The sequence below is a fragment of the Metabacillus schmidteae genome, from assembly GCF_903166545.1.
In the GTDB taxonomy this organism is placed as follows: domain Bacteria; phylum Bacillota; class Bacilli; order Bacillales; family Bacillaceae; genus Metabacillus; species Metabacillus schmidteae.
Genome location: NZ_CAESCH010000001.1, coordinates 666,191 through 687,592, shown reverse-complemented (window position 1 = coordinate 687,592; position 21,402 = coordinate 666,191). Strand labels below are relative to the sequence as shown.

Below are 21,402 nucleotides of genomic sequence, written 5' to 3'. Positions count from 1 at the left end.
ATTTTTTATTCATAGTTTCCTAACCGCAAAACCCCAATCTTATATTTAGATTGGGGTTTCAGACTGTTGACAAACGCTCGCTTTCTTCGTTACTCACCTTGCTGCGGTGCTCATTACCAATCCCGGTAACTCCGCTCCTCACAAGTCTTCGTGCCTCGAAAGGCAAGCGTTAGCAATCAGTCTGAGGGGCTAGAAATTTTACTTTGTCTACAAGGTGAAACCCCAATCTAATATTTAGATTGGGGTTTTTTTATATTCATCTTCTAACTGCCTCAATGTTTTCCATATAGTCAATATAGAGTACCCCAGTAACAAGATTCCAGGTAAGATCATAAATAAAAAACTCCCATTAGTAGACTGAGCAAAATTAATAAAATAACCCAAATGGGGAATAGTAAATCCATCGTAAGCCGCTTTGACATTGTCAGCTAAAACAGGGTTTGAATCTGGCGTATTGTTATTATCCCCCTTGGTTATATATTGAATATGACTGCCTGTCTTTTTAACCTCCAGGATGCGGTGGGTAACTAGTCTATCCTCTTCTAAAAATGTAATCACATCACCCTTTTGAAATTTTTCCCGTTCATCCTCGTCAACTGACTTCACAGCAATAATTGATCCTGTTTGAATATTAGGTTCCATTGACCCTGATAGAACCGTTTTTAATTGATAACCAAATACCTCTGGTTCACCATTCGTAAGTTTAGTGGACAGCACAATTCCAGCTACACTCACTAGCAATATAATTAATATCCCTGTAACAATCCGATTCACCCATTTTAATAAATTCAACTTAATCTCCTTCCTGTTCATCAGCGCTCCCTGACTGCACGTTTTGTTTTTCATAATTATCCTTTATAGTCTCTTCTTCTTTTTCATTTAATTGAGAAGACGTTGATTTCTGCTCAGCTTTAGCAACCTGTTTATCCATTTCATTATCTTTTTTTGAACTTCCATTCGTTATATCTTCCTTTTGGTGTACCTTTTCTTCACTTTCCCAAGTACCAATGGTCATGCTTCCGCTCGCAGGCTTATGATCACTGTAGTATGCAACAGTGCTTGTCGTTAAAAATCCAACTGACACTATTAGTAAATACCAAATAAGCATTATTTTTATGATTATTATCGTGCGGTACCTCTCCAAAACGATCTCCACCTTACTTCATTCAAACTCAGTTGCTCATTTATTGCAGATCAGGATCCCCATCTCTTTGTGTTGCCTCAAAATTCCAACTAAGTATTAATTCATCCTCTTGAAAGTGATTTTGATTTTCACCGTTATCTATAAATTGAAATTGAACGGCAAACTTTGCTTCATTACTTCCAACCGGAAATTCCTTCATAATTTGTTGAGGGTTATCCTTTAATTCAGATAACGTTTTTTCGACCACAACTCTTTCCCTATTTTTCACATTATATAAATACTTTACTTCTATATAATCTCCTAAATCATCATCCTGATTTGACATCCCCTTATCAATTACTTCATAAGAAGACTGTAAAATAATTTCTTTAATATTTACTGTTCCATCATTCGTAAGGACAAAATTACCATGCATTGTGTCCCCCGGCACGATGTCTGCCACTTGGATAATGCTCTCTTTATTAATCCCGAGCTCTAAAAGTCCAGTTGTAAAAGTATTTTTTGCTGACTCTATATCATTAAAATAAGCAACAGTGCCTCCAGATATAAAAATTAAACCGAGTGCTGCTGTTGCGAAACTTAATGCTAAATTTCTTTTAATACTCATTTCAATTCCTCCACACATAAGACTTTCATTTTTTAATCTCATGATGAATAATATTCTTAGGAAAAATAGATAGAAGAGAGAGAAAAAATCTTCTCTCTCTACTTAAATAAAAAATTATCTAGCTTCAAAAGACCAATTAAGTTTTAATTTGTCTCCCTGAAATTGATTTTGGTCTTCTCCGTTATCAACAAATTCGAATTCAACAAACATTGTGTCTTTCGTACCAGCCGGTAATCCACTACCCTCATTTTCAAATCCAACAATGTTCTTCTCAACAGCATCTGGAGTCATTTGTTGTAAGTCATATAAAGTAGTTGAATAAATAATATCATTAGGACCATAATCTTCACTCTTATCACTGTTTTCAAGGAAATTCACGCGTATATGTTTACCAAAATCATCTGTATTATCACCTTTTGCATCTTCGACTTCATAGCTTGTCGATAAAAGAACTTCAGAGACGTCAAGTGATCCATTGTTTACTAGATCAAACGCACGAATCATCCAATCCCCCGGACTTAAGTCTTCCACATCAATAATTACTTCCGGATCTACCGCCAGGTCTAACGTACCTGCTGCAAAAGTGTTACTAGCTTCAGCTGAATCACTAAAATAAGCAAACGTACCTCCACCGATCAATCCCATCCCTAAAACTGCTGTTGCTACACCTAAACCTAATTTACTCTTAATACTCATCTTCATTTTCCTCCTCGTAATAGATTAAGAATTCCAAAGACTTGATCAGATCTACGGTTTCCATTTCAACTAATTAACATTTGCCTTTTCCCTAACGAATCTAAAACAGTGAGTGAGCTCCCTTCCTCTTGATAACTATTAGTGAACCGTCGTTCTTTTCTAAGAAAAAACAGAACTCAATAAAGAACAACACATTTGCCATTATAAGAAAAATTTTTTTCAATTGAAAAACCTCAAAAATTGACAATTATTTATGTTAGAGACAAGTTTCTCCTATTTCCTCCTATTTTCTTCAAATTGCATAATATGTCCCATTTCATGTTAATTTTTAGTAAACGATATTTACGTTAAATTTACTTTTAAATATAATCGTACTTTCCTGAATTACAAGGCAGGTATTGAAACGAAAATATCACTAGATTAGTAATTCCATTACATTTTTCTTTTAATTCAGTTTCTAAAGTGAAACGTTATCTATCAGGTTCTAAAAACTCCAGTATACATAGAAACGATTACTACTCTATCTAAATCCCCCTTGACAATATTCATACGGAATTTACATTTTTAATAAATCATTAATATTTTAAAAGGGTCATTTTGGCAATCCTATACTAAATGCTTAGTACTTCATCCCTCTCTTAATTCCCACTAGTGTGCGTTTTAACAAACAGACATTACTTCATTATGACTAAATGACTATTAAAAAATTCTATTATATCCCTAATCAATACTTACTTTAGGAACATGTTCATAGTTTTTTAGGAAATTACATTAAATTAACATACCCTTTATAATTACCTGTTAACTTTTCTACTAGAGCTAGTTTCATAGAATATGGCACCTTCAAAAAATAGTAAGGAGGAACATGTGGTGAATTTGGGGAAAAACGAACTAAACAGGCGTGATTTCTTAAAAGTCGGTGGAATGAGTACTGTCGCTTTAACACTAGGAGCAACCGGGGTATTGTCGTTAACAGGAGGAAATGAGAGTTTAGCAGCAAGCAATTCAAGAAAAGTATCTAGTGGATTTAGAGGTTATGGTCCTCTAGTAAAGGATCCTAATGGAATTCTTGATCTTCCAAGAGGGTTTCAATATCGGATCATTTCAAAAACAGGCGATCCAATGCCTAACGGAGACTTAGTTCCTGCTATGCTTGATGGAATGGCAGCATTTAAAGGTGATAAAAATACGACCATCCTTGTACGTAATCATGAAAATAGTACAAATTCCCAATATCCTGTAAATGGTAAAAACCCTTGGAGCAATGGGGCTGCTGGTGGTACGACAGCCCTTATTGTTGGACCTGACCGGAATTTAATTGATGAGTATGTTACTAGTTCAGGAACGATCCGCAATTGTGCAGGAGGGCCTACAACTTGGGGCACTTGGTTAACTTGTGAAGAAACACGTAACATGGGACATGGCTTTGTGTTTGAAGTAAATCCGCTTGACCCGGAAAATGAAATGTCAAAAACACCTATTCGCGATATGGGTTACTTTTCACATGAAGCATGTGCGGTTGATCCCTCAAATGGTATTTGGTATTTAACTGAAGATGACAACCCGAGCTTCCTTTACCGCTTTACACCACATGATCGAAGCCAAAAACTTGGTTCCCTTCAAAAAGGCGGTATTCTCGAAGCTGCTGCTATTGATGAAATCTCAACTACAACTTCAAATCAATTAAACAGCTCACAAAAATTCGGCATTGTTTGGAAGCAGCTTAACCCTGAGCGAGCACAACAAGATGCAAAAGATTTGGGATGCATTCAATTTAGCCGTTTAGAAGGAGCTTGGTTTTCTGCCGGAACATTTTGGTTTGATGATACAAGTGCAGGCTCAAAGGACCTTGGCCGAGTTTACCGCTACTTCCCAGCTACAAATACATTAGAGCTCTTCTATGAATCTACAGATAAAAATGATTTAGAAATGCCTGATAATATTACGATCACACCATGGGGAGATCTTTGGATTGCAGAAGATGGAGGCGGAAATGACCGCATTATCGGTATGACACCAGAAGGAGTTGTTTATCCGTTCGCAGAGAATCAGTTTAACGGTTCAGAATTTGCCGGACCAGTATTCTCTCCAGATGGAAATACGTTTTTCGTAAATATGCAAACACCTGGTTTGACTTTTGCTATTTGGGGTCCTTTCGCCCGCAGAAATGCTGCCCGCCAACGCGCAATGGGACATGCAGCTCCTCCTGCTGATCTAGCACCTGCTGTTTCTAACAAACTTACAGCCTTTGCTGAAGAACAGGGGATGTCGATCTTAGAAGCTGCAGCATTAGAACGTCATGGAATGCCAATCCTTTAATCAGATACAATTCTTCCGGAGGTGAAAAAATGTTATCAAACATTGGAATACCGGGCCTTATTCTCATACTTGTCATCGCTTTAATTATTTTCGGTCCTTCCAAACTACCTGAAATCGGACGAGCTTTTGGAAGCACTCTAAAAGAATTTAAAAAAGCAACCAATGATCTGGTAAACGGTGATGATCAAGAGCAAAAGAAGTCTACTAAAGAAAAAGAAAAAAATAAGTTAGTCGGTATTGAGAAAACAGACAGTAAGACTGGAAGCTAAACAACAGAACGATGTAGGCAATATCAGAACCTGCCTACATCGTTCATTTGTAAAAGGAGTTTATTTATGGAAGAAACGAAAATGAAATTAATTGACCATTTAGATGAATTACGTAAACGCCTTATTATCACAAGTATTTCTTTGATCCTTTTTTTCATAGTAGCTTTTATTTTTGTGAAGGATATTTATCAATTTTTAGTTATGGATCTTGACGGTAAATTAGCTTTACTGGGTCCGGGAGATATCATCTGGATTTATATGATGATTGCAGGGGTAATGGCTATTGCTGCCACGATTCCGATTGCTGCATTTCAAATATGGCAGTTCGTCAAACCTGCTCTGACAAAGGAAGAGCAAAAGCACTCTTTAGCTTTTATTCCAGGCTTATTTTTCCTATTTCTTATCGGAATTTCATTTGGTTACTTTATCCTTTTTCCGATTGTCCTCTCATTTTTAACAGGACTTATAGATGATCAATTTGCAACTTTCTTTACAGCTGAAAAATACTTTAGGTTTATGTTCAACCTGACAATACCTTTTGGTTTTTTATTTGAAATGCCTGCTGTTATTATGTTTTTAACAAAGTTAGGAATTATCAATCCAAAAAAACTAGTAAAGGCGCGGAAAATCTCCTACTTTATTCTAATAGTTGTTTCGATTTTAATTACTCCTCCCGATTTTATATCAGATGTTCTCGTTATCATTCCTCTACTGCTTTTGTATGAATTAAGTGTTAGCTTAAGCAAATTCGTTTTTCGAAAAAGACTATCTTCAGAATCGATTGTCTCTCAGAATGATACGGCTTATAAAGTGTAACTCCTTCAGCTGGGGAACTTCCCCCACTGATGGTTGATTAGACTTTTACGTCTTTAGAAGCACCTTCCTGCTAGGATGCTTATTAGCACAAAATAATTTATTCAATTAACAAAATTGACAATAGTCCAAACTATAGTTGATATTAGAATTGATTGTCCAATACCAAATAGTATTCCGGTAATAAAACGAATTGAGTTTGAACTTTGCCTCCAACCCCATCTTTGTGTAAATCCATCAATCAATAGCGGTATCGCCATAATGATTGAAATCCAAAAAGGAACGACTATATTGATAGCTAAAGCAATCGGGGTGCACATATAACCAAGCAGCATTGCAAAGCATCTTGTACATAGGTTCATAGGTTTCCCGTTAAAATGAATACATCTTTCAGGTATACGATGACACGGGATCAAATTCAAAATTTCACTCATTTCTTCTCCCTCTTGGCTGGTAATTAATTTGGGCTACAGTCACAGTCAAAGCCCTTATCTCCATCACAATCGCAATCCATTTTTTTCATTAAGGAAAAATCCGGACAATTCATTGGTGCAGCGTTACAGTCAAAACAGTCAGTCCAACTACTCTTTTCTTTCTTATCCTTTCTTTTTCGGTAATACTGTGTTACGTAAATTAATAAAATAATGCCTAATCCCAATAAAATACTTCCGATTAAATAAGAAGCCTCTACAATGAGAATAATTCCAGATAAAATTAATATTAGGAAGACAGTAAGTCCAATAAAAAACATATTTTCCTCCAATTCTCTTACTCTTGTACTCAAATAAACTCTACATGATAGAGAAAAATCATAGTGACTTTATTACGATGAATCCGTCTAATAATTCTTTACTTCTATTATAAAAAAATTTGAAATATTTAACAGTATTAAATTTCGGGTAAGAATATAAAGGCAACAACCGGAATAAAGGGTTAATTGCCTTCGTTTCAAATAAGTTGCGCTACACACATTTCACAGTCCAGAGTTTAGATGGTAACACATGAGATGCCGGTAATCATTACCTAGATAGTCCGTTCTGTATAACGGCTTTTTCACCTAGACAACATACATTGTTTGATATTAGAATTTTTACTGCTATACATTTAAACTGGATTTTGCGTACGGTTTTATAGTACTTATCTATGTAAGAGCATTTATATTCCTTGTTTACGTATGCTTTTGTCTCTGTTTCACGTGGATATGATACACAATTGGTTAATACTTGTAATTGTTGTTTCTTTCGGGGTGGTTTTTTCCTTTTTTTGGACTTTGCGAATGACTATATACCGCCTACCTATATTAAAGCATTCATATTTCTTTTTTACGTATGCTTTTTGTCTTTGTTTCACTTGGAAATGATGCAAAATTGGTTAATACTTGCAATTATTGTTTCTTTCAGGGGTGGTTTTTTCCTTTTTCTGTATTTTACGAATGACTTTATACCGGCTACCTATATCAAAGCATTCACATTCCTTTTTTACGTATGCTTTTTGTCTCTGTTTCATTTGGAAAAGATACACAATTGGTTAATACTTACAATTATTGTTTCTTTCAGGGGTGGTTTTTTCCTTTTTCTGTATTTTATGAATGACTTTATACCGGCTACCTATATCAAAGCATTCACATTCCTTTTTTACGTATGCTTTTTGTCTCTGTTTCATTTGGAAAAGATACACAATTGGTTAATACTTGCAATTATTGTTTCTTTCAGGGGTGGTTTTTTCCTTTTTCTGTATTTTACGAATGACTTTATACCGGCTACCTATATCAAAGCATTCACATTCCTTTTTTACGTATGCTTTTGTCTCTGTTTCATTTGGAAAAGATACACAATTGGTTAATACTTACAATTATTGTTTCTTTCGGTGCCTTTTTTTCCTTTTTTTGGACTTTGCGAATGAATTTATACCGCCTGCCTATATCAAAGTATTCATATTCCTTTTTTACGTATGCTTTTGTCTCTGTTTCATTTGGAAATGATACACAATTGGTTAATACTTGTAATTATTGTTTCTTTCGGGTTCGTTGTTTCCTTTTTCTGGATTATACGAATGACTTTATACCGGCTACCTATATCAAAGCATTCACATTCCTTTTTTACGTATGCTTTTGTCTCTGTTTCATTTGGAAATGATGCAAAATTGGTTAATACTTGTAATTATTGTTTCTTTCAGGGGTGGTTTTTCCTTTTTCTGGATTTTACGAATAACTTTATACCGGCTACCTATATCAAAGCATTCACATTCCTTTTTTACGTATGCTTTTTGTCTCTGTTTCATTTGGAAAAGATACACAATTGGTTAATACTTACAATTATTGTTTCTTTCGGGGCCATTTTTTCCTTTTTTTGGACTTTACGAATGAATTTATACCGCCTGCCTATATCAAAGTATTCATATTCCTTTTTTACGTATGCTTTTGTCTCTGTTTCATTTGGAAAATGATACAAAATTGGTTAATACTTGTAATTATTGTTTCATTCGGGTTCGTTGTTTCCTTTTTTTTGGACTTTGCGAATGAATTTATACCGCCTGCCTATATCAAAGCATTCAGATTCCTTTTTTACGTATGCTTTTGTCTCTGTTTCACGTGGAAACGATACACAATTGGTTAATACTTACAATTATTGTTTCTTTCGGGGCCGTTTTATCCTTTTTCTGGACTTTGCGAATGACTCTACACTGCCTACCTATACTAAAGCATTCATATTCTTTTTTTACGTATGCTTTTGTCACTCCTTATACTAAAAACATTTCGCAAATCAAAATTTTACACAATTCAGCAATTTTTACTTAAAGTCGTAGTACGTAGACTTTCCGCCCTTAACCATCACAAGGTGCTCTTTCAATATTTTTTGCATTCTAAGCCTATTCATGTCAAGCCTACACCAATCATTAGCGGCGGAAACTGTGATTTGCCTTCTGGGAAAAAGAACTCTATATTCTTCAATCGTCCTCATAATACCGGGATGTAAACCCTCACTTGCCCCGCACCTCTCACACCTAAGGTCTCTTCCATTTAAGCGAACCGAAAGTGACTCACAATCCAAGCATGAAATACCCTTTTTCAAAGATTCATAGGTATATTCAGGAGTATACTTACCATCGAGAGGGGAATTTTTAATATGAAGCGAGGCTAATTTTTTTGCTAAATCTATCAAATTTCCGCTTGAATGCATAGAAACCGATCCTAACTTTTTTATAAAAAAATTAATCTGTGTAGGTAATATGATTGGGAGTTGTCTATTTGCCTGAAAAAGTGTGAAGTTGGGATTAACAAAAATGACAATTGCTTCAATGGGTAGATTAAAACCTAGAGATTGAACTAGTGGTCTAAGAAGGGATTCAGAGCGCTGCAATTGTTGGATAGGATCTTTCACCTCATACCCAGATGAAAAGTACCATCGATTACCTTCGATATAAAATTCTCCTTCAAAATTTTTGATATCGAAAAGATAAATTTTGTACGGTGAAATGAGAAGTGAATCAATTTGAAAAGTTGTGTTTCGCCATTCAAGTAGAAGATCATTTAACTGAAGATAAGTGGAGACGGGGGATGAATTAATTAGTTCATCAAATCGGCACTCACCTTCGTAGCCTTTCTCGTCAGCTTGTAACTTTTTTAGTTCTCCATCGTTAAACGACATTCGGGGCTTTAAGTAGCGCCGCAATTGTAGGTGAGCAGGTATCTTTCTTAGTTTAAGAATCATCTTATAGCCATCCTTATACTATAATAGTTGTTTTCATGCTTTAAGGCTTTTCAGGTGTAAAATGCAAATAAGAAATAGAAGCAATGCGAGGCTGTCTTTATAGTTCCATGATTTACTAATTTTGTCAACAGTCAATAATTTATCAAAGTTCTAAGGCTTTATTAATAACCTTATAAGAACAAAAAAAGGCAACGTCCCAAAGGGTTAGTAGCCTTCGTTCTGTACAATCAAAATAAACAAAACTTTTCCCTTCCTCCATCAATCCCCATTCCACCTTTCGAGTTAAAATAAAGTTTTCCGACCGAACCCCCATTTTGAAGGATTTTTGATTCGAAAACACTCAATTTCTTCCCTCTAATATGCCTGTTTTTTCACCTTTTTTCTGTTTTAAAATAAGTTTTTCGAGAATGTTGCGTAATGGAAACACGAGAAAACCGAGACAAGACAAGGGTTCGGGTTGTGGAAATTACTGCAAGTGTTATATCTAATGCCTAAGTTGCCTCCTAAATTTGATAACATAAACATGGTTTTCCATTTTTTATCCTTTAAAAAAGTTTATAAGAACTTCTAGTATCCCACTAGAATAATGAGATATTGTTACTTTATCATGTAACCCCTTGGCTTCTTCGGTGGCATTTCCTAATAAATATCCATGTTTTACTGCTTTTAACATCTCTATATCATTCCCACTATCTCCAAAAGCAATTGTGTTAGCTAAAGGAACTTGATAATAGTTCATCATAAACCTTACTATTTCCTTTTTTCCTGTATGAAGAGGAATAAAGTCAACATCAAATGCACCTTCAGGATCTCCTGCTTTTGGATTGCACCGGTTTATATTTATTCCTATACCATTTATTTTAGCTAAGTGGCTAATTATTTTTAAATCATATTGACTTTGCGGTTTGGATTTTTCAAAATAGTAGTAGTTATATTTATAACGTTTTTGCCCAAATTGCGTTTGCTCTACTAGTTTTATTTGATATACATTGTGCAATTCACTAATAAGTTCTTTCACTTTGTCGTTCGAGAAATTAGCTTTCGTGAATCTCCTTTCCCATTCCTTATTAACTAGCAATTCTCCATTTTCTCTTACATGATGTAGTTCAGTACCTAAGTTACTAGCTATAAAATGAGGGCTATAGGAAATATTTGCCTGATTCATTTTATGTACTACTTGATTTAGATCACTTCCTGTAACCCAGCCAATTTTAACAAATCGTTCAGGAACGAGATTATTAAGGTACTCTTCCAGTTCATGTAAATTACTCAACAATTCATCCGTACAATCATGAGGAAAATAAGTTTCATCAAAATCAAAAAAGATCAGATAGTTTACCTCATGAGAAATTGAAAAAGACTTATTAATCTTATAATTCACGATTAACCACCCCATTGTTTTACTTTGTTATAATATAATTCCTGGGATTGGTCCCATGTCAATACTTTTTTAGAGGTGCAAAATGGTAACTATATATGATATTGCTCGACTAAGTGGTGTGTCTAAATCAACAGTTTCCCGGGTTATCTCAAATCAATCTTATGTATCAGCTGAAACAAAAAACAAAGTAATAAAAGTTATGCAAGAGCATAATTATGTTCCAAATTCTCTTGCTAAACAATTTCGTCAAAAGCAAACAAAGTGTCTAGCTATTCTCATCCCTGATCTACATCATCCTTATTTTAGTGAATTGGTTAGATACATATCTGCTGAATCTTATAAAAGTGGATTTAAAACTGTTGTTCATCAAACATTTTCAGACGAAAATGTAGAGCGAGAGGTATACACTCAGCTTCAGAGAAAGGAATTTGATGCCCTCATTTTAACTTCCTCTGCATTATCAGAGGAGGAAATCGCTGAATGTACAGGAGATAATTTAGTTGTTGCTTGTAATGAAAATTATGATGGAGGCTATTTTGACGTTTTTTGTTTAAATGAGGAAGAGGTAACGATGAAAGCAACATCACACCTCCTAAGTAAAGGGTTTACGAAATTAGGTTTTTGTTCAGACAACATTTCTTCCCCTTTACAACAAGCAAGATTGAAGGGTTTTATTTTAGCTCACAATAAAAAAGGCTTAAATCATAACATAGACTTTATCTTTAATGAAATATCAACTATAGAAGATGGAATCATATTAGGTGAGAGGCTTTTTAATGATAATTTAGAACTAGAAGGTATTCTTGCTGGCAGTGACTTCGTTGCCGCTGGATTAATAAGATCAGCTGTTAAAAACAACATTCAAATACCTCAACAGTTATCAATAGTTGGTTTTGATAATCATCCAATCTCACTAGTTACTAATCCACAAATTTCTACCATCAGTAATCGCCTTCAAGATATGGCTAATGACCTAGTACATCACATAGTAACTAAGATTAATGGTGTAAAACAAACTCCAATTAAAAAGGTGTATAACGGAGAATTTATTAATAGAGATTCTAGTTATGTTTGAACTCAGAAAGATCAACTAGTTCCGCTATTTTTCGTAACAAATTTAGTTATAAGGTTAGGTGTATTTTGCAATAGAAAAGTGCAGAAAAATGCAAAGAAAAGTACAGAGGTTTGTCACCCGAATTACTTTTCTTTATTTTCTTTTAGATAATGCATTCGTTAAGCGATAACTCTCTCCTTGATACGAGATGATATGTGCATGATGAATCAACCGGTCTACCAATGCTGCGGTCAACCTAGAGTCTGTGAATATCCTGTTCCATTGACTGAACTCTAAATTTGACGTGATTATTAAACTTTTTTGCTCGTAGAATTCAGAGATAAGTTGGAAGAGAAGCTCAGATCCCTCTTTACTAAACGGCAGGTAGCCCATTTCATCTAGGATGATTAAATCTACCTTTTCCAATTTCTTACGAAATGCTGAGAGCTTATTCAATCTTAAGGATTGCTCCAATTCTTCTACTAAATGAGCTACACGGTAGAATCGAACCTCATATCCATTTTCACAAGCCTTCCTTCCCAACCCTGTTGCTAGATGTGTTTTCCCAGTGCCAGGAGAACCTACTAGTACAACGTTTTCTCCTTTTTCAATAAAACTCAAACTGCATATTTCCTCTTTAGATGTATGAGGTGGAAACCGAATCTGTTCTGTCCATTCATAAGTGTGAAGAGTCTTCTTGTCCAAAAACTTTGCCTTTTTTATTAATCTTATAGATTTTGTTTGTTCTCTTAACTTATGTTCCTCGTCAAATAAGTCATTAAGATATTGCTCCTTATTCTCGAAGGGAATTTGATCATAAATTTCTGCTATATGGGCCAAACGCAGAGTCTTACACTTACTTCGTAATTGATCACTCATTTGCTGGCCTCCTCAATTGGAGTGAGGGCATCATATTGGTTCCAATCCACTTCATAAGGATTGATATCGCCATTTAAACGATCTTTCTCAATTAAGTCATAAAACTCTTCATTAATTCGTTTCATATCATATGTAACTAAGAGTGTAGAGAGGGCCTCTAAACGTTTTCGCCGAATGAGCAAATTGTCCGTTAGTAGAAACTCCTTTACTCTTCCCGGAAGGTAGTCACAATATCGAGAATAGTTTAGAACCCTTGGTTTATAGATCCATGTTTTTATAATAGATAACCACGGGAGTGCTTTTCGCTTGTTCATATAAGGACGGAAGTCCTCCAACAGAATTTCACCGTCTGGTGAAACAACTTTAAATTGATCCCAGCTAAGGAGTAGGTGCAATTGGCTATAGTTAAATGCACGTGGCACATGTATAAGGGAATTGTCAATTTTCACTTCATTGTACTTATTTACCTTTGCCAGGTCTTTTTTGAATACTGGATATTCCTTCTCAGGCAAAGCTAGTAAGTACTTGGTCTCTTGCTCCCATAACTCTTGGATTAGAACTTCTTTCTCATAATGCAGCCTCTTACGATCTTCCTCCAGTTTTTCCTTTAACTGTAAGGTTAGATCTTCAAAGCTTTTCATCACAGGTGCCTTAGTGAAAAAGTTATATCGAATATAGCCCACCTTATTTTCTACATTTCCTTTCTCATGGCCACTTCTAGGATTACAAACTTGAACTTCAAAGCCATAATGGTTCTGAAATTGCATAAATTCATCTGTTAGTTTTGCCTCTTCCATTTTTGATCGGGTTTGTTTTACTGCAGGTGTAAGGTTGTCAATTCTTAATGACTTTGGCACTCCACCAGCTTGAATGAACAGTTCCTGCAATCCATGCAAAAAACATTCTTGATTCTCAGATGGAAGAGGTATTGCAAAGCCTGCGTTGCTATAAGGCATAGACATGATCAATGCTCGAACATCTACTAGATCCCCATCTTGAACAGCTTCCATTACTCCAAAATCCACTTGTGCTTCACCCGGAGGGTGCGCTAATCTTTCATGTCCTTTATCACGTTCTTCTTGATGACTGCTTTTCCACTCTTTTACAAAATTGCATACAGTTCTATATGAGCCAGTAAATCCATATTTAATCAATTCGTTATGTAACTCTTTATTTGTCCTTCTAGATTTTCTTTTTAATCTTTGATCTTCGAACAACCAATCGGCAACCATTTCTCCCCATTTTTCCTCATACATCATTCCTTTTCTAGCTTTGAGGGTTTCTTTAGGAATCTGGTCATCATCAGCGTATTTCTTTGCAGTACGCCAGTTAACTCCCACTATTTTCTGTATTTGGGAGATTGATAGTCCTTTGTTGTTTCTTAAATTTTTGATACAATTAATATCAGACATTGCTAGCATCCTTCCGTAACCTCCATGTATTGATTCGACACCATTACATTAGAGGGACTTGGGGTGACTGGCAAGTCTTTTTTTATGCCCTTATTAAAATAAGTGCAGGACTCTGCATTTTTCTGTTGCAAAGGTCTGCACTTCTATTTTGCAATAAACATTAGGGAGGCATCTAGGAAGAGAGGGGAATTTGCTTGCGTCCCTACTGACATGCGGGGTCGAAGTGATTGAACAATTGATAAAAACTGGACCGTTTATGATCCAGCCTGATTTCTTATTTAATTGAGATCGTTAAACCTTTACATACATATTATTTTCTGGCTGTCTTCGTAACGAGCAAGAGTTTATATTAAATTAGACACTCTCTATATAAACAATAAAACTTTATTTAGATTAGGTGATTTACTTTTTAATTAGACACTTTCTGTACAATTAATATAAACATAACTTTTCCCTTCCCCATCAATCCCCATTCCACCGTTCGAGTTTAAAAAAGTTTTCCGATCGAACCCTCATTTTGAAGGATTTTTGATTCGAAAACACTCAATTTCTTCCCTCTAATATGCATGTTTTTTCACCTTTTTTTGTTTTAAAATAAAGTTTTCCGAGAATGTTGCGTAATGGAAACACGAGAAAACCGAGACAAGACAAGGGATGAGCATGAAAAAGACACTAAAATCGGAAATGTTTATTTTCACGAAATCGGGGTCTTAATCGGATATGTTTATTTTCACGAAATCGGGGTCTTAATCGGATATGTTTATTTTCATTGTCAGGGGTTTAGTTTAAAAAGACACGTTCAAATTGAGTTGTGCTACACACTCCACATGTGTCGTATGCGGAAACATATCCACCGGCTGTACCTCAACAGTCTTATATCCACCTAACTCAAGCACCTGCAAATCCCTTGCCAACGTCCCGGGATTACAAGACACATAAACCACACGCTTTGGCTTCATATCTAAAATAGTCTTCAGCAGTGCTTCATCACAGCCCTTACGAGGAGGATCAACTACAATGACATCTGCCTTATTTCCTTGCTTGTACCACTCAGGAATAACAACCTCCGCTTCACCAACAGCAAACTCAGCATTGGTTATTGCATTCAGTTCAGCATTTCGTTTCGCATCTTCAATTGCTTCAGGTACGATTTCGACACCAAAAACCCGCTTAGCTTTTTGAGCTAAAAACAACGAAATTGTCCCAATTCCACAGTATGCATCGATGACAGATTCTTCACCGGATAGACCTGCATATTCAAGTGCTTTGTCATATAAGACTTTTGTTTGTTCAGGGTTTACTTGATAAAAAGATCGAGCAGAGATCGCGAATTTCACATCACCGATTTTATCGTATATATATTCTTCTCCCCACAACACCTTTGTCTCATCACCAAAAATAACATTCGTTCGTTTATTATTGATGTTTTGCACGATTGATTTAACTTGAGGTAATTGATTTGTCATTTCTTTTATGATGTCATCCTTATGAGGGAAATCTGATGTTTTTGTAACAAATACAACCATAATTTCCTTTGTAACAAGGCCATAGCGGACCATGATATGACGCAGCCAGCCTTTGTGCTTTTCTTCGTTATAAGCACGGATTCCATAAGTTTCACATATTTTCTTTACTGCTTGTACAACATCATCGTTTTCAGCTTGTTGAATGAGACATCTTTCCATATCGATAATGTCATGGCTTCTTTTCTGATAGAATCCTGCAACAAGCCCTCCTTCACGTTCTCCGACTGGGACCTGTGCTTTATTTCGGTAGTTCCAGGGATCACTCATTCCTAATGTAGGATGTACGGTAACTTTTGTTAAATCCAGCTTTCCAATTCTGGTTAGAACCTGCTCTACTTGCTTTTTCTTGAAGTCGAGTTGTCCTTCATAACTTAGATGCTGAATCTGACATCCGCCACATTGTGAATAAATTGGACAAGGTGCATTAATCCGGTTTTTACTTTGTTCATAAATCTCAATTAGTCGACCGAAGGCAAAGCCTTTTTTCACCTTAATAACCTTTATTTTCGCTCGTTCATCCGGAAGAGCATTTTCAACAAAGATGGGAAAGCCGTCAACTTTGGCTACGCCTGCGCCTTCATGTGTTAAATCCTCAAAGGTAACATCGTAATATTCATTTTTCGCAACAGGTACTTGAATTTTTGACATGTAGTTCTTCCTTTACGTACATTAATGTTGGTTATTTTACCATAGGCTAGTGAAAGTAAAAAACCTGGCTGTTACCTCATGCCAAGTTTCTTATTCTTCCATCTGCTTTACTTTTTCAGCTGACATAATGATATCGATGTGCTGATACATATTAACAAATTCGCCAGGCAACAAACCACCGTATTCACCATCTAAATTCAATTGCATTTTATCTTTCGTATGAACCTTAACTCGGTTTGCCTTAGTATAGATAAGATGCTCATCATTAATATGCTCGCCTCTTAATGCAAGACTTGCGATTCGAATAAATTCTGCCAAGTTGGTCTTTTTTAAAATTAATAAATCAAACATTCCGTCATCTAATCTTGAATCAGGTGCAAGCTTTTCGAAGCCGCCAACTGAGTTTGTAAGAGAAACTAAAAATAACATAATTTCTCCTTGATAAAGCTTACCATCATATTCAATTTCCACCTCGGTGGGACGAATAGACGGAAGCATCTCCATCCCTTTTAAATAATAAGCGAGCTGGCCTACCATCGTTTTAAGCTTACTTGGTACCTCATAGGTAAGCTCTGTTAGGCGACCACCACCAGCAATATTGATAAAGTAATGATCATTCACTTTTCCAATATCGATCTTTTTCGCCTTTCCGGCTAGTATGACTTCAACTGCTTGTACTACATTATTTAATGGAATCCCAATTGCTCTTGCAAAATCATTTGTTGTTCCTACAGGAATAACCGCAAGTGTTGGACGATTTACTTGTTCAGCCATACCATTCACAACCTCATTGATCGTTCCATCTCCACCGGCTGCAACAATCAAATCAAAGTCACGTTCACATGCTGCTATCGCCGCCTTTGTAGCATCTCCCTCACAGGTTGTGGCATGGCAGGAGGTTTCATAGCCAGCTTGTTCAAATTTTTGCAGTACCTCGGGAAGATTCTTTTTAAAAAGCTCACGTCCTGAGGTTGGATTATAAATAATTCTAGCTCTTTTCATACTCATCATCCTATTATTAATGAAATGACATTTACGTCTTAATTAATATAATTTTAATGCTACTATCATTGTCTCCCAATTTGATGGGTACAAAACATTTTAACCCAACTACCATTATCACCATGTTTTATAATAAAAGTAAAGTTTTTCATGACATTTTCTATGCAGCAAAGTATGAACACGTTCGCATTTTTGTTACAATTATTAGCAAATCATGAAGAAAGCAGGTATTCATATGGATGAGTTGAATGACCAATACTTTAGGCGTATTCAGCTATTAAGAGATTCTGTTCCTTCTTTTCACCAATATCCGTTTAATCTGCCAAGTATAAAGTTTCTTGATGAATTATCTCTTCATCCAAATGTTACGTTTCTGGTTGGAGAAAACGGAATGGGTAAGTCGACATTATTAGAAGCTATCGCACTTGCAATAGGGTTTAATCCTGAAGGCGGTTCACTTAATTTTGCATTTTCCACTTATGATTCACACTCAAACCTTGATCAATACCTGAGACTAATTAAAGGAACCATTAGGCCTAAGGATGGATTCTTCTTAAGAGCTGAAAGCTTTTATAATGTTGCATCAAATATTGAAGAATTGGACAAGGAAGGTAGAGGTCCTCGGGTCATTGATGGATTTGGCGGAGTATCCTTACATGAACAATCACATGGTGAGTCTTTTTTTGCTGCCATTAAGAACAGGTTTCGTGGACATGGCATTTATTTATTAGATGAACCTGAGGCGGCTCTTTCACCACTACGTCAGCTGTCAATGCTATCTAGAATTGATGAACTTGTTCATGAGAATTCACAATTTATTATCGCAACTCATTCACCAATAATTATGGCTTATCCTTCAGCAAAAATCTATGAGTTAACAGAAGACGGAATCCATGAAACAAAACTAGAGGATACAAATCATTATCAATTGATGAAACAGTTCTTTGATGACAAAGATCGTCTTATTCATCATTTATTACAACATGACACCATGTAAAAGAGAGATCTACAAACTGAGTAGATCTCTCTTTATTTACTTTTATCTTTTCTGAATCTCTTCCATCAACAGCTTGTTCACCATCGGTGGATTTGCTTGTCCTTTTGTCGCCTTCATAATTTGACCAACTAAGAAGCCAATTGCTTTTTGTTTACCATTCTTGAAGTCATCTACAGATTGTGGATTTGCATCGATTGCTTCGTTAACAAATTTACGTAATGTTTCATCATCTGAAATTTGAACTAAGCCCTTTTCTTTTACAATTTTTTCAGGATCTCCACCATTTTCGATAAGCTCTTTGAATACTTGCTTCGCAATTTTTGAAGAAATTGTTCCTTTTTCAATAAGCTTAATCATCCCTGCTAAACCTTCTGCAGTGAGAGCGACATCACTTAGCTCTTTTCCTTCGGCATTCAGATATGCAGAAACCTCACCCATAATCCAGTTAGAAGCTTGTTTTGCTTCGGCACCTGCTGTAAGGGTAGCTTCAAAGAAATCAGACATTTCCTTCGTCATCGTCAATACCTGAGCATCGTACGCCGGTAATCCAAGCTCATCAATATATCGTTTGCGGCGTGCATCAGGAAGCTCTGGAATTGACTCGCGAATTCTATCTTTCCATTCATCATCAATATAAAGCTCAACAAGGTCCGGCTCAGGGAAGTAACGGTAATCATCAGATCCTTCTTTCACACGCATAAGAATCGTTTTCTTCGTTGCTTCGTCATAGCGACGAGTTTCCTGGTCAATCACTCCACCGGAACGAAGAACTTTTTCCTGACGTTTTTCCTCATATTCCAGTCCCTTTTGAACAAATGCAAAAGAGTTTAAGTTTTTAAGCTCTGTTTTAGTTCCGAACTCTTCTTGTCCTACAGGACGTAAAGAGATGTTCGCATCACAACGCAGTGAGCCTTCTTCCATTTTGCAATCTGATACCTCAGTATATTGGATGATCGCTTTAAGTTTTTCTAAATAAGCATAAGCTTCTTCAGGTGTACGGATATCCGGCTCAGATACGATTTCAATTAGAGGTGTACCTTGACGGTTTAAGTCCACTAAAGAGTAACCGTCATTTGAATGAATTAATTTACCTGCATCCTCTTCCATATGAATACGTGTGATGCCGATACGTTTTGTTTCACCGTTCACTTCAATATCAATCCAGCCATTTTCTCCAATAGGTTTATCAAATTGAGAAATCTGGTATGCTTTCGGATTATCAGGATAAAAGTAGTTTTTACGATCAAATTTTGTTTCAGTTGCCACTTCACAGTTCAAGGCCATACATGCTTTCATCGCAAAATCAACGACTTTTTTATTCAATACAGGTAATACACCCGGATAGCCAAGCTCAACTACAGTTGTATTTGTGTTCGGTTCTGCTCCAAAGTGGTTTGGTGCACTTGAAAAGATTTTTGATTCTGTTTTTAACTCAACATGGACTTCAAGTCCTATGACCGTTTCATATTCCATTGTTTTTCACCCCTCACAATTCAGGTTTTGCTTTATGATGATCTGTTGCTTGCTCAAATGCATGGGCAACACGGTAGATGGTGCTTTCGTCGAAATGCTTTCCGATAATTTGTAATCCAAGTGGCAGTCCATTTGATAAGCCACAAGGTACAGAAATCCCCGGTACACCTGCCAGGTTAACTGGGATGGTTAAAATATCGTTTGCATACATTGTTAATGGATCCTTTACATTTTCACCGATTTTAAAGGCAGGTGTTGGTGTAGTCGGTCCAATAATGACATCGTACTTCTCAAACACATCTTCAAAGTCTTTTTTGATTAATGTACGTACTTTTTGTGCCTTTTTATAATAAGCATCATAGTACCCGGAGCTTAATGCAAATGTTCCAAGCATGATACGACGCTTCACTTCATCACCGAAGCCCTCAGCACGACTTTGCTTGTACAACTCAATAAGATTTTCAGCATTATCTGATCGATAGCCGTAGCGAACACCATCAAAACGAGACAGGTTTGCAGAAGCTTCAGATGAAGATAATAAATAATAAGTTGCAAGAGCATATTTAGAGTGTGGTAATGAGACCTCTTCCCATGTTGCTCCTTGTCCTTCCAACACTTTTAATGCATCAAGAACAGACTGCTTTACTTCTTCATTCACACCTTCACCAAGGTATTCTTTTGGTACAGCAATTTTTAACCCTTTCACATCACCAGTTAATGAAGAAAGGAAATCCGGTACTTCCACATTTGCAGAAGTTGAGTCCATTTCATCTACACCCGAGATAGCTTGTAATAGGAAAGCATTATCTTCAACCGTACGTGTAATTGGTCCAATTTGATCTAAAGAGGACGCAAAGGCAACCAATCCAAAACGTGAAACACGTCCGTATGTAGGCTTTAATCCAACAACTCCACAGAAGGAAGCCGGCTGACGAATGGATCCGCCTGTATCTGACCCTAGTGAAAAAGGAACTTCACCAGCAGCAACAGCAGCAGCAGATCCACCACTTGAACCACCCGGTACAGTCTCTAAATTCCAAGGATTACGAGTCGGTTTAAAACCGGAGTTCTCAGTTGATGAACCCATCGCAAATTCGTCCATATTTAATTTCCCGATCGTAACAGCTTCAGCATTTTGAAGATGTTTGACAACGGTAGCATCATAAATTGGATCAAAGTTTTCTAAAATCTTACTCGCACAAGTTGTACGTAAACCTTTTGTGACAATATTATCTTTGACCCCGATCGGCATACCAAATAATAGCCCAAATTCATTACGGCTATCTAATGCCTCATCTAATTCTTTTGCATATGTACGTGCTTGCTCTTCATTTAATGCTAAAAACGCTCCAACTTTATCGTCTACCGCTTGAATGCGTTTGAAGGATTCATCTACTAAATCAGAAACGGTAACTTCCTTCTTATGTAAAAGTTCTTTTAATTCTGATATTTTATGATCAAATAATGCCATG

The 21,402-nt window shown here is 36.1% G+C and carries 19 protein-coding genes; 5 read left to right on the top strand and 14 right to left on the bottom strand.

The window, feature by feature from the left end:
• Positions 1-234: 234 nt before the first annotated feature.
• From sipW to HWV59_RS03350, 4 genes are all read right to left on the bottom strand, one after another.
• Entirely contained in the window at positions 235-792 is a 558-nt protein-coding gene (sipW, locus tag HWV59_RS03365) for a signal peptidase I SipW (protein WP_321197595.1), read from the bottom strand.
• Between the two features lies 1 nt (position 793).
• Positions 794-1,144 carry a hypothetical protein gene (locus HWV59_RS03360; RefSeq protein WP_102231039.1) on the bottom strand — a complete coding sequence of 117 codons (351 nt, stop codon included), beginning with the start codon at positions 1,142-1,144 and terminating at the stop codon, positions 794-796.
• A gap of 40 nt (positions 1,145-1,184) precedes the next feature.
• Complete coding sequence (locus tag HWV59_RS03355) at positions 1,185-1,751, bottom strand: TasA family protein (protein WP_175638054.1); 567 nt, start codon at positions 1,749-1,751, stop codon at positions 1,185-1,187.
• Positions 1,752-1,865: 114 nt separating this feature from the next.
• Positions 1,866-2,447, bottom strand: a complete 582-nt coding sequence (locus HWV59_RS03350; protein WP_102231041.1) for a CalY family protein — start codon at positions 2,445-2,447, stop codon at positions 1,866-1,868.
• 870 nt (positions 2,448-3,317) lie between these two features.
• Here HWV59_RS03350 and HWV59_RS03345 point away from each other — a divergent pair.
• From HWV59_RS03345 to tatC, 3 genes are all read left to right on the top strand, one after another.
• Positions 3,318-4,766 carry an alkaline phosphatase PhoX gene (locus tag HWV59_RS03345; RefSeq protein WP_235991655.1) on the top strand — a complete coding sequence of 483 codons (1,449 nt, stop codon included), beginning with the start codon at positions 3,318-3,320 and terminating at the stop codon, positions 4,764-4,766.
• Positions 4,767-4,795: 29 nt separating this feature from the next.
• The gene (locus HWV59_RS03340) at positions 4,796-5,035 is read left to right on the top strand and encodes a twin-arginine translocase TatA/TatE family subunit (RefSeq protein WP_102231042.1); all 240 of its coding nucleotides are present in this window, start codon (positions 4,796-4,798) and stop codon (positions 5,033-5,035) included.
• 66 nt (positions 5,036-5,101) lie between these two features.
• The gene (gene tatC, locus HWV59_RS03335; protein ID WP_175638053.1) at positions 5,102-5,851 is read left to right on the top strand and encodes a twin-arginine translocase subunit TatC; all 750 of its coding nucleotides are present in this window, start codon (positions 5,102-5,104) and stop codon (positions 5,849-5,851) included.
• 101 nt (positions 5,852-5,952) lie between these two features.
• Here the strand turns inward: tatC and HWV59_RS03330 are convergent, their stop codons facing one another.
• The 4 genes from HWV59_RS03330 to HWV59_RS03315 form a co-directional block, all read right to left on the bottom strand.
• Positions 5,953-6,282, bottom strand: a complete 330-nt coding sequence (locus tag HWV59_RS03330; RefSeq protein ID WP_102231044.1) for a DUF2085 domain-containing protein — start codon at positions 6,280-6,282, stop codon at positions 5,953-5,955.
• A 23-nt stretch (positions 6,283-6,305) separates the two neighbouring features.
• A complete protein-coding gene (locus HWV59_RS03325; RefSeq protein WP_175638052.1) occupies positions 6,306-6,632 on the bottom strand; it encodes a hypothetical protein in 327 nt (108 codons plus the stop codon).
• A gap of 2,005 nt (positions 6,633-8,637) precedes the next feature.
• Positions 8,638-9,558 carry a nuclease-related domain-containing protein gene (locus tag HWV59_RS03320; RefSeq protein WP_175638051.1) on the bottom strand — a complete coding sequence of 307 codons (921 nt, stop codon included), beginning with the start codon at positions 9,556-9,558 and terminating at the stop codon, positions 8,638-8,640.
• A 538-nt stretch (positions 9,559-10,096) separates the two neighbouring features.
• Positions 10,097-10,939, bottom strand: coding sequence for an HAD-IIB family hydrolase (locus HWV59_RS03315; RefSeq protein ID WP_235991654.1), 843 nt, complete (start codon positions 10,937-10,939; stop codon positions 10,097-10,099).
• An 82-nt stretch (positions 10,940-11,021) separates the two neighbouring features.
• Between HWV59_RS03315 and HWV59_RS03310 the strand changes: the two genes are divergently transcribed.
• Entirely contained in the window at positions 11,022-12,014 is a 993-nt protein-coding gene (locus HWV59_RS03310; protein WP_175638049.1) for a LacI family DNA-binding transcriptional regulator, read from the top strand.
• Between the two features lie 132 nt (positions 12,015-12,146).
• Here the strand turns inward: HWV59_RS03310 and istB are convergent, their stop codons facing one another.
• The 4 genes from istB to HWV59_RS03290 form a co-directional block, all read right to left on the bottom strand.
• Positions 12,147-12,872, bottom strand: a complete 726-nt coding sequence (gene istB / locus HWV59_RS03305) for an IS21-like element helper ATPase IstB (RefSeq protein ID WP_026562898.1) — start codon at positions 12,870-12,872, stop codon at positions 12,147-12,149.
• Positions 12,869-14,293, bottom strand: coding sequence for an IS21 family transposase (gene istA, locus HWV59_RS03300; RefSeq protein ID WP_034333605.1), 1,425 nt, complete (start codon positions 14,291-14,293; stop codon positions 12,869-12,871). The genes istB and istA overlap by 4 nt, the downstream gene beginning before the upstream one ends.
• A gap of 776 nt (positions 14,294-15,069) precedes the next feature.
• A complete protein-coding gene (rlmD, locus tag HWV59_RS03295; RefSeq protein ID WP_175638048.1) occupies positions 15,070-16,458 on the bottom strand; it encodes a 23S rRNA (uracil(1939)-C(5))-methyltransferase RlmD in 1,389 nt (462 codons plus the stop codon).
• A 90-nt stretch (positions 16,459-16,548) separates the two neighbouring features.
• Positions 16,549-17,460: a diacylglycerol kinase gene (locus HWV59_RS03290; protein ID WP_175638047.1), complete on the bottom strand. Its 912-nt coding sequence runs from the start codon at positions 17,458-17,460 to the stop codon at positions 16,549-16,551.
• Positions 17,461-17,695: 235 nt separating this feature from the next.
• Here HWV59_RS03290 and HWV59_RS03285 point away from each other — a divergent pair, with 235 nt between their 5' ends.
• Complete coding sequence (locus HWV59_RS03285) at positions 17,696-18,457, top strand: AAA family ATPase (RefSeq protein ID WP_175638046.1); 762 nt, start codon at positions 17,696-17,698, stop codon at positions 18,455-18,457.
• Positions 18,458-18,499: 42 nt separating this feature from the next.
• Here HWV59_RS03285 and gatB read toward each other — a convergent pair whose 3' ends face one another.
• Together gatB and gatA are read right to left on the bottom strand one after the other, a co-directional pair.
• Positions 18,500-19,930 (bottom strand): Asp-tRNA(Asn)/Glu-tRNA(Gln) amidotransferase subunit GatB, encoded by a 1,431-nt coding sequence (gene gatB, locus HWV59_RS03280; protein WP_102231054.1) that lies wholly within the window; start codon positions 19,928-19,930, stop codon positions 18,500-18,502.
• A 13-nt stretch (positions 19,931-19,943) separates the two neighbouring features.
• Positions 19,944-21,401, bottom strand: coding sequence for an Asp-tRNA(Asn)/Glu-tRNA(Gln) amidotransferase subunit GatA (gene gatA / locus HWV59_RS03275; RefSeq protein WP_102231055.1), 1,458 nt, complete (start codon positions 21,399-21,401; stop codon positions 19,944-19,946).
• Position 21,402 lies beyond the last annotated feature (1 nt).

Bases quoted from the DNA above. Each gene is read 5' to 3' on its own strand.
- istB (WP_026562898.1), bottom strand. From the start codon at position 12,872: ATGAGTGATCAATTACGAAGTAAGTGTAAGACTCTGCGTTTGGCCCAT.
- rlmD (WP_175638048.1), bottom strand. From the start codon at position 16,458: ATGTCAAAAATTCAAGTACCTGTTGCGAAAAATGAATATTACGATGTT.
- gatB (WP_102231054.1), bottom strand. From the start codon at position 19,930: ATGGAATATGAAACGGTCATAGGACTTGAAGTCCATGTTGAGTTAAAA.
- HWV59_RS03350 (WP_102231041.1), bottom strand. From the start codon at position 2,447: ATGAGTATTAAGAGTAAATTAGGTTTAGGTGTAGCAACAGCAGTTTTA.
- HWV59_RS03355 (WP_175638054.1), bottom strand. From the start codon at position 1,751: ATGAGTATTAAAAGAAATTTAGCATTAAGTTTCGCAACAGCAGCACTC.
- HWV59_RS03310 (WP_175638049.1), top strand. From the start codon at position 11,022: ATGGTAACTATATATGATATTGCTCGACTAAGTGGTGTGTCTAAATCA.
- istA (WP_034333605.1), bottom strand. From the start codon at position 14,293: ATGCTAGCAATGTCTGATATTAATTGTATCAAAAATTTAAGAAACAAC.
- HWV59_RS03290 (WP_175638047.1), bottom strand. From the start codon at position 17,460: ATGAAAAGAGCTAGAATTATTTATAATCCAACCTCAGGACGTGAGCTT.
- tatC (WP_175638053.1), top strand. From the start codon at position 5,102: ATGGAAGAAACGAAAATGAAATTAATTGACCATTTAGATGAATTACGT.
- gatA (WP_102231055.1), bottom strand. From the start codon at position 21,401: ATGGCATTATTTGATCATAAAATATCAGAATTAAAAGAACTTTTACAT.
- HWV59_RS03320 (WP_175638051.1), bottom strand. From the start codon at position 9,558: ATGATTCTTAAACTAAGAAAGATACCTGCTCACCTACAATTGCGGCGC.
- HWV59_RS03285 (WP_175638046.1), top strand. From the start codon at position 17,696: ATGGATGAGTTGAATGACCAATACTTTAGGCGTATTCAGCTATTAAGA.
- HWV59_RS03330 (WP_102231044.1), bottom strand. From the start codon at position 6,282: ATGAGTGAAATTTTGAATTTGATCCCGTGTCATCGTATACCTGAAAGA.
- HWV59_RS03340 (WP_102231042.1), top strand. From the start codon at position 4,796: ATGTTATCAAACATTGGAATACCGGGCCTTATTCTCATACTTGTCATC.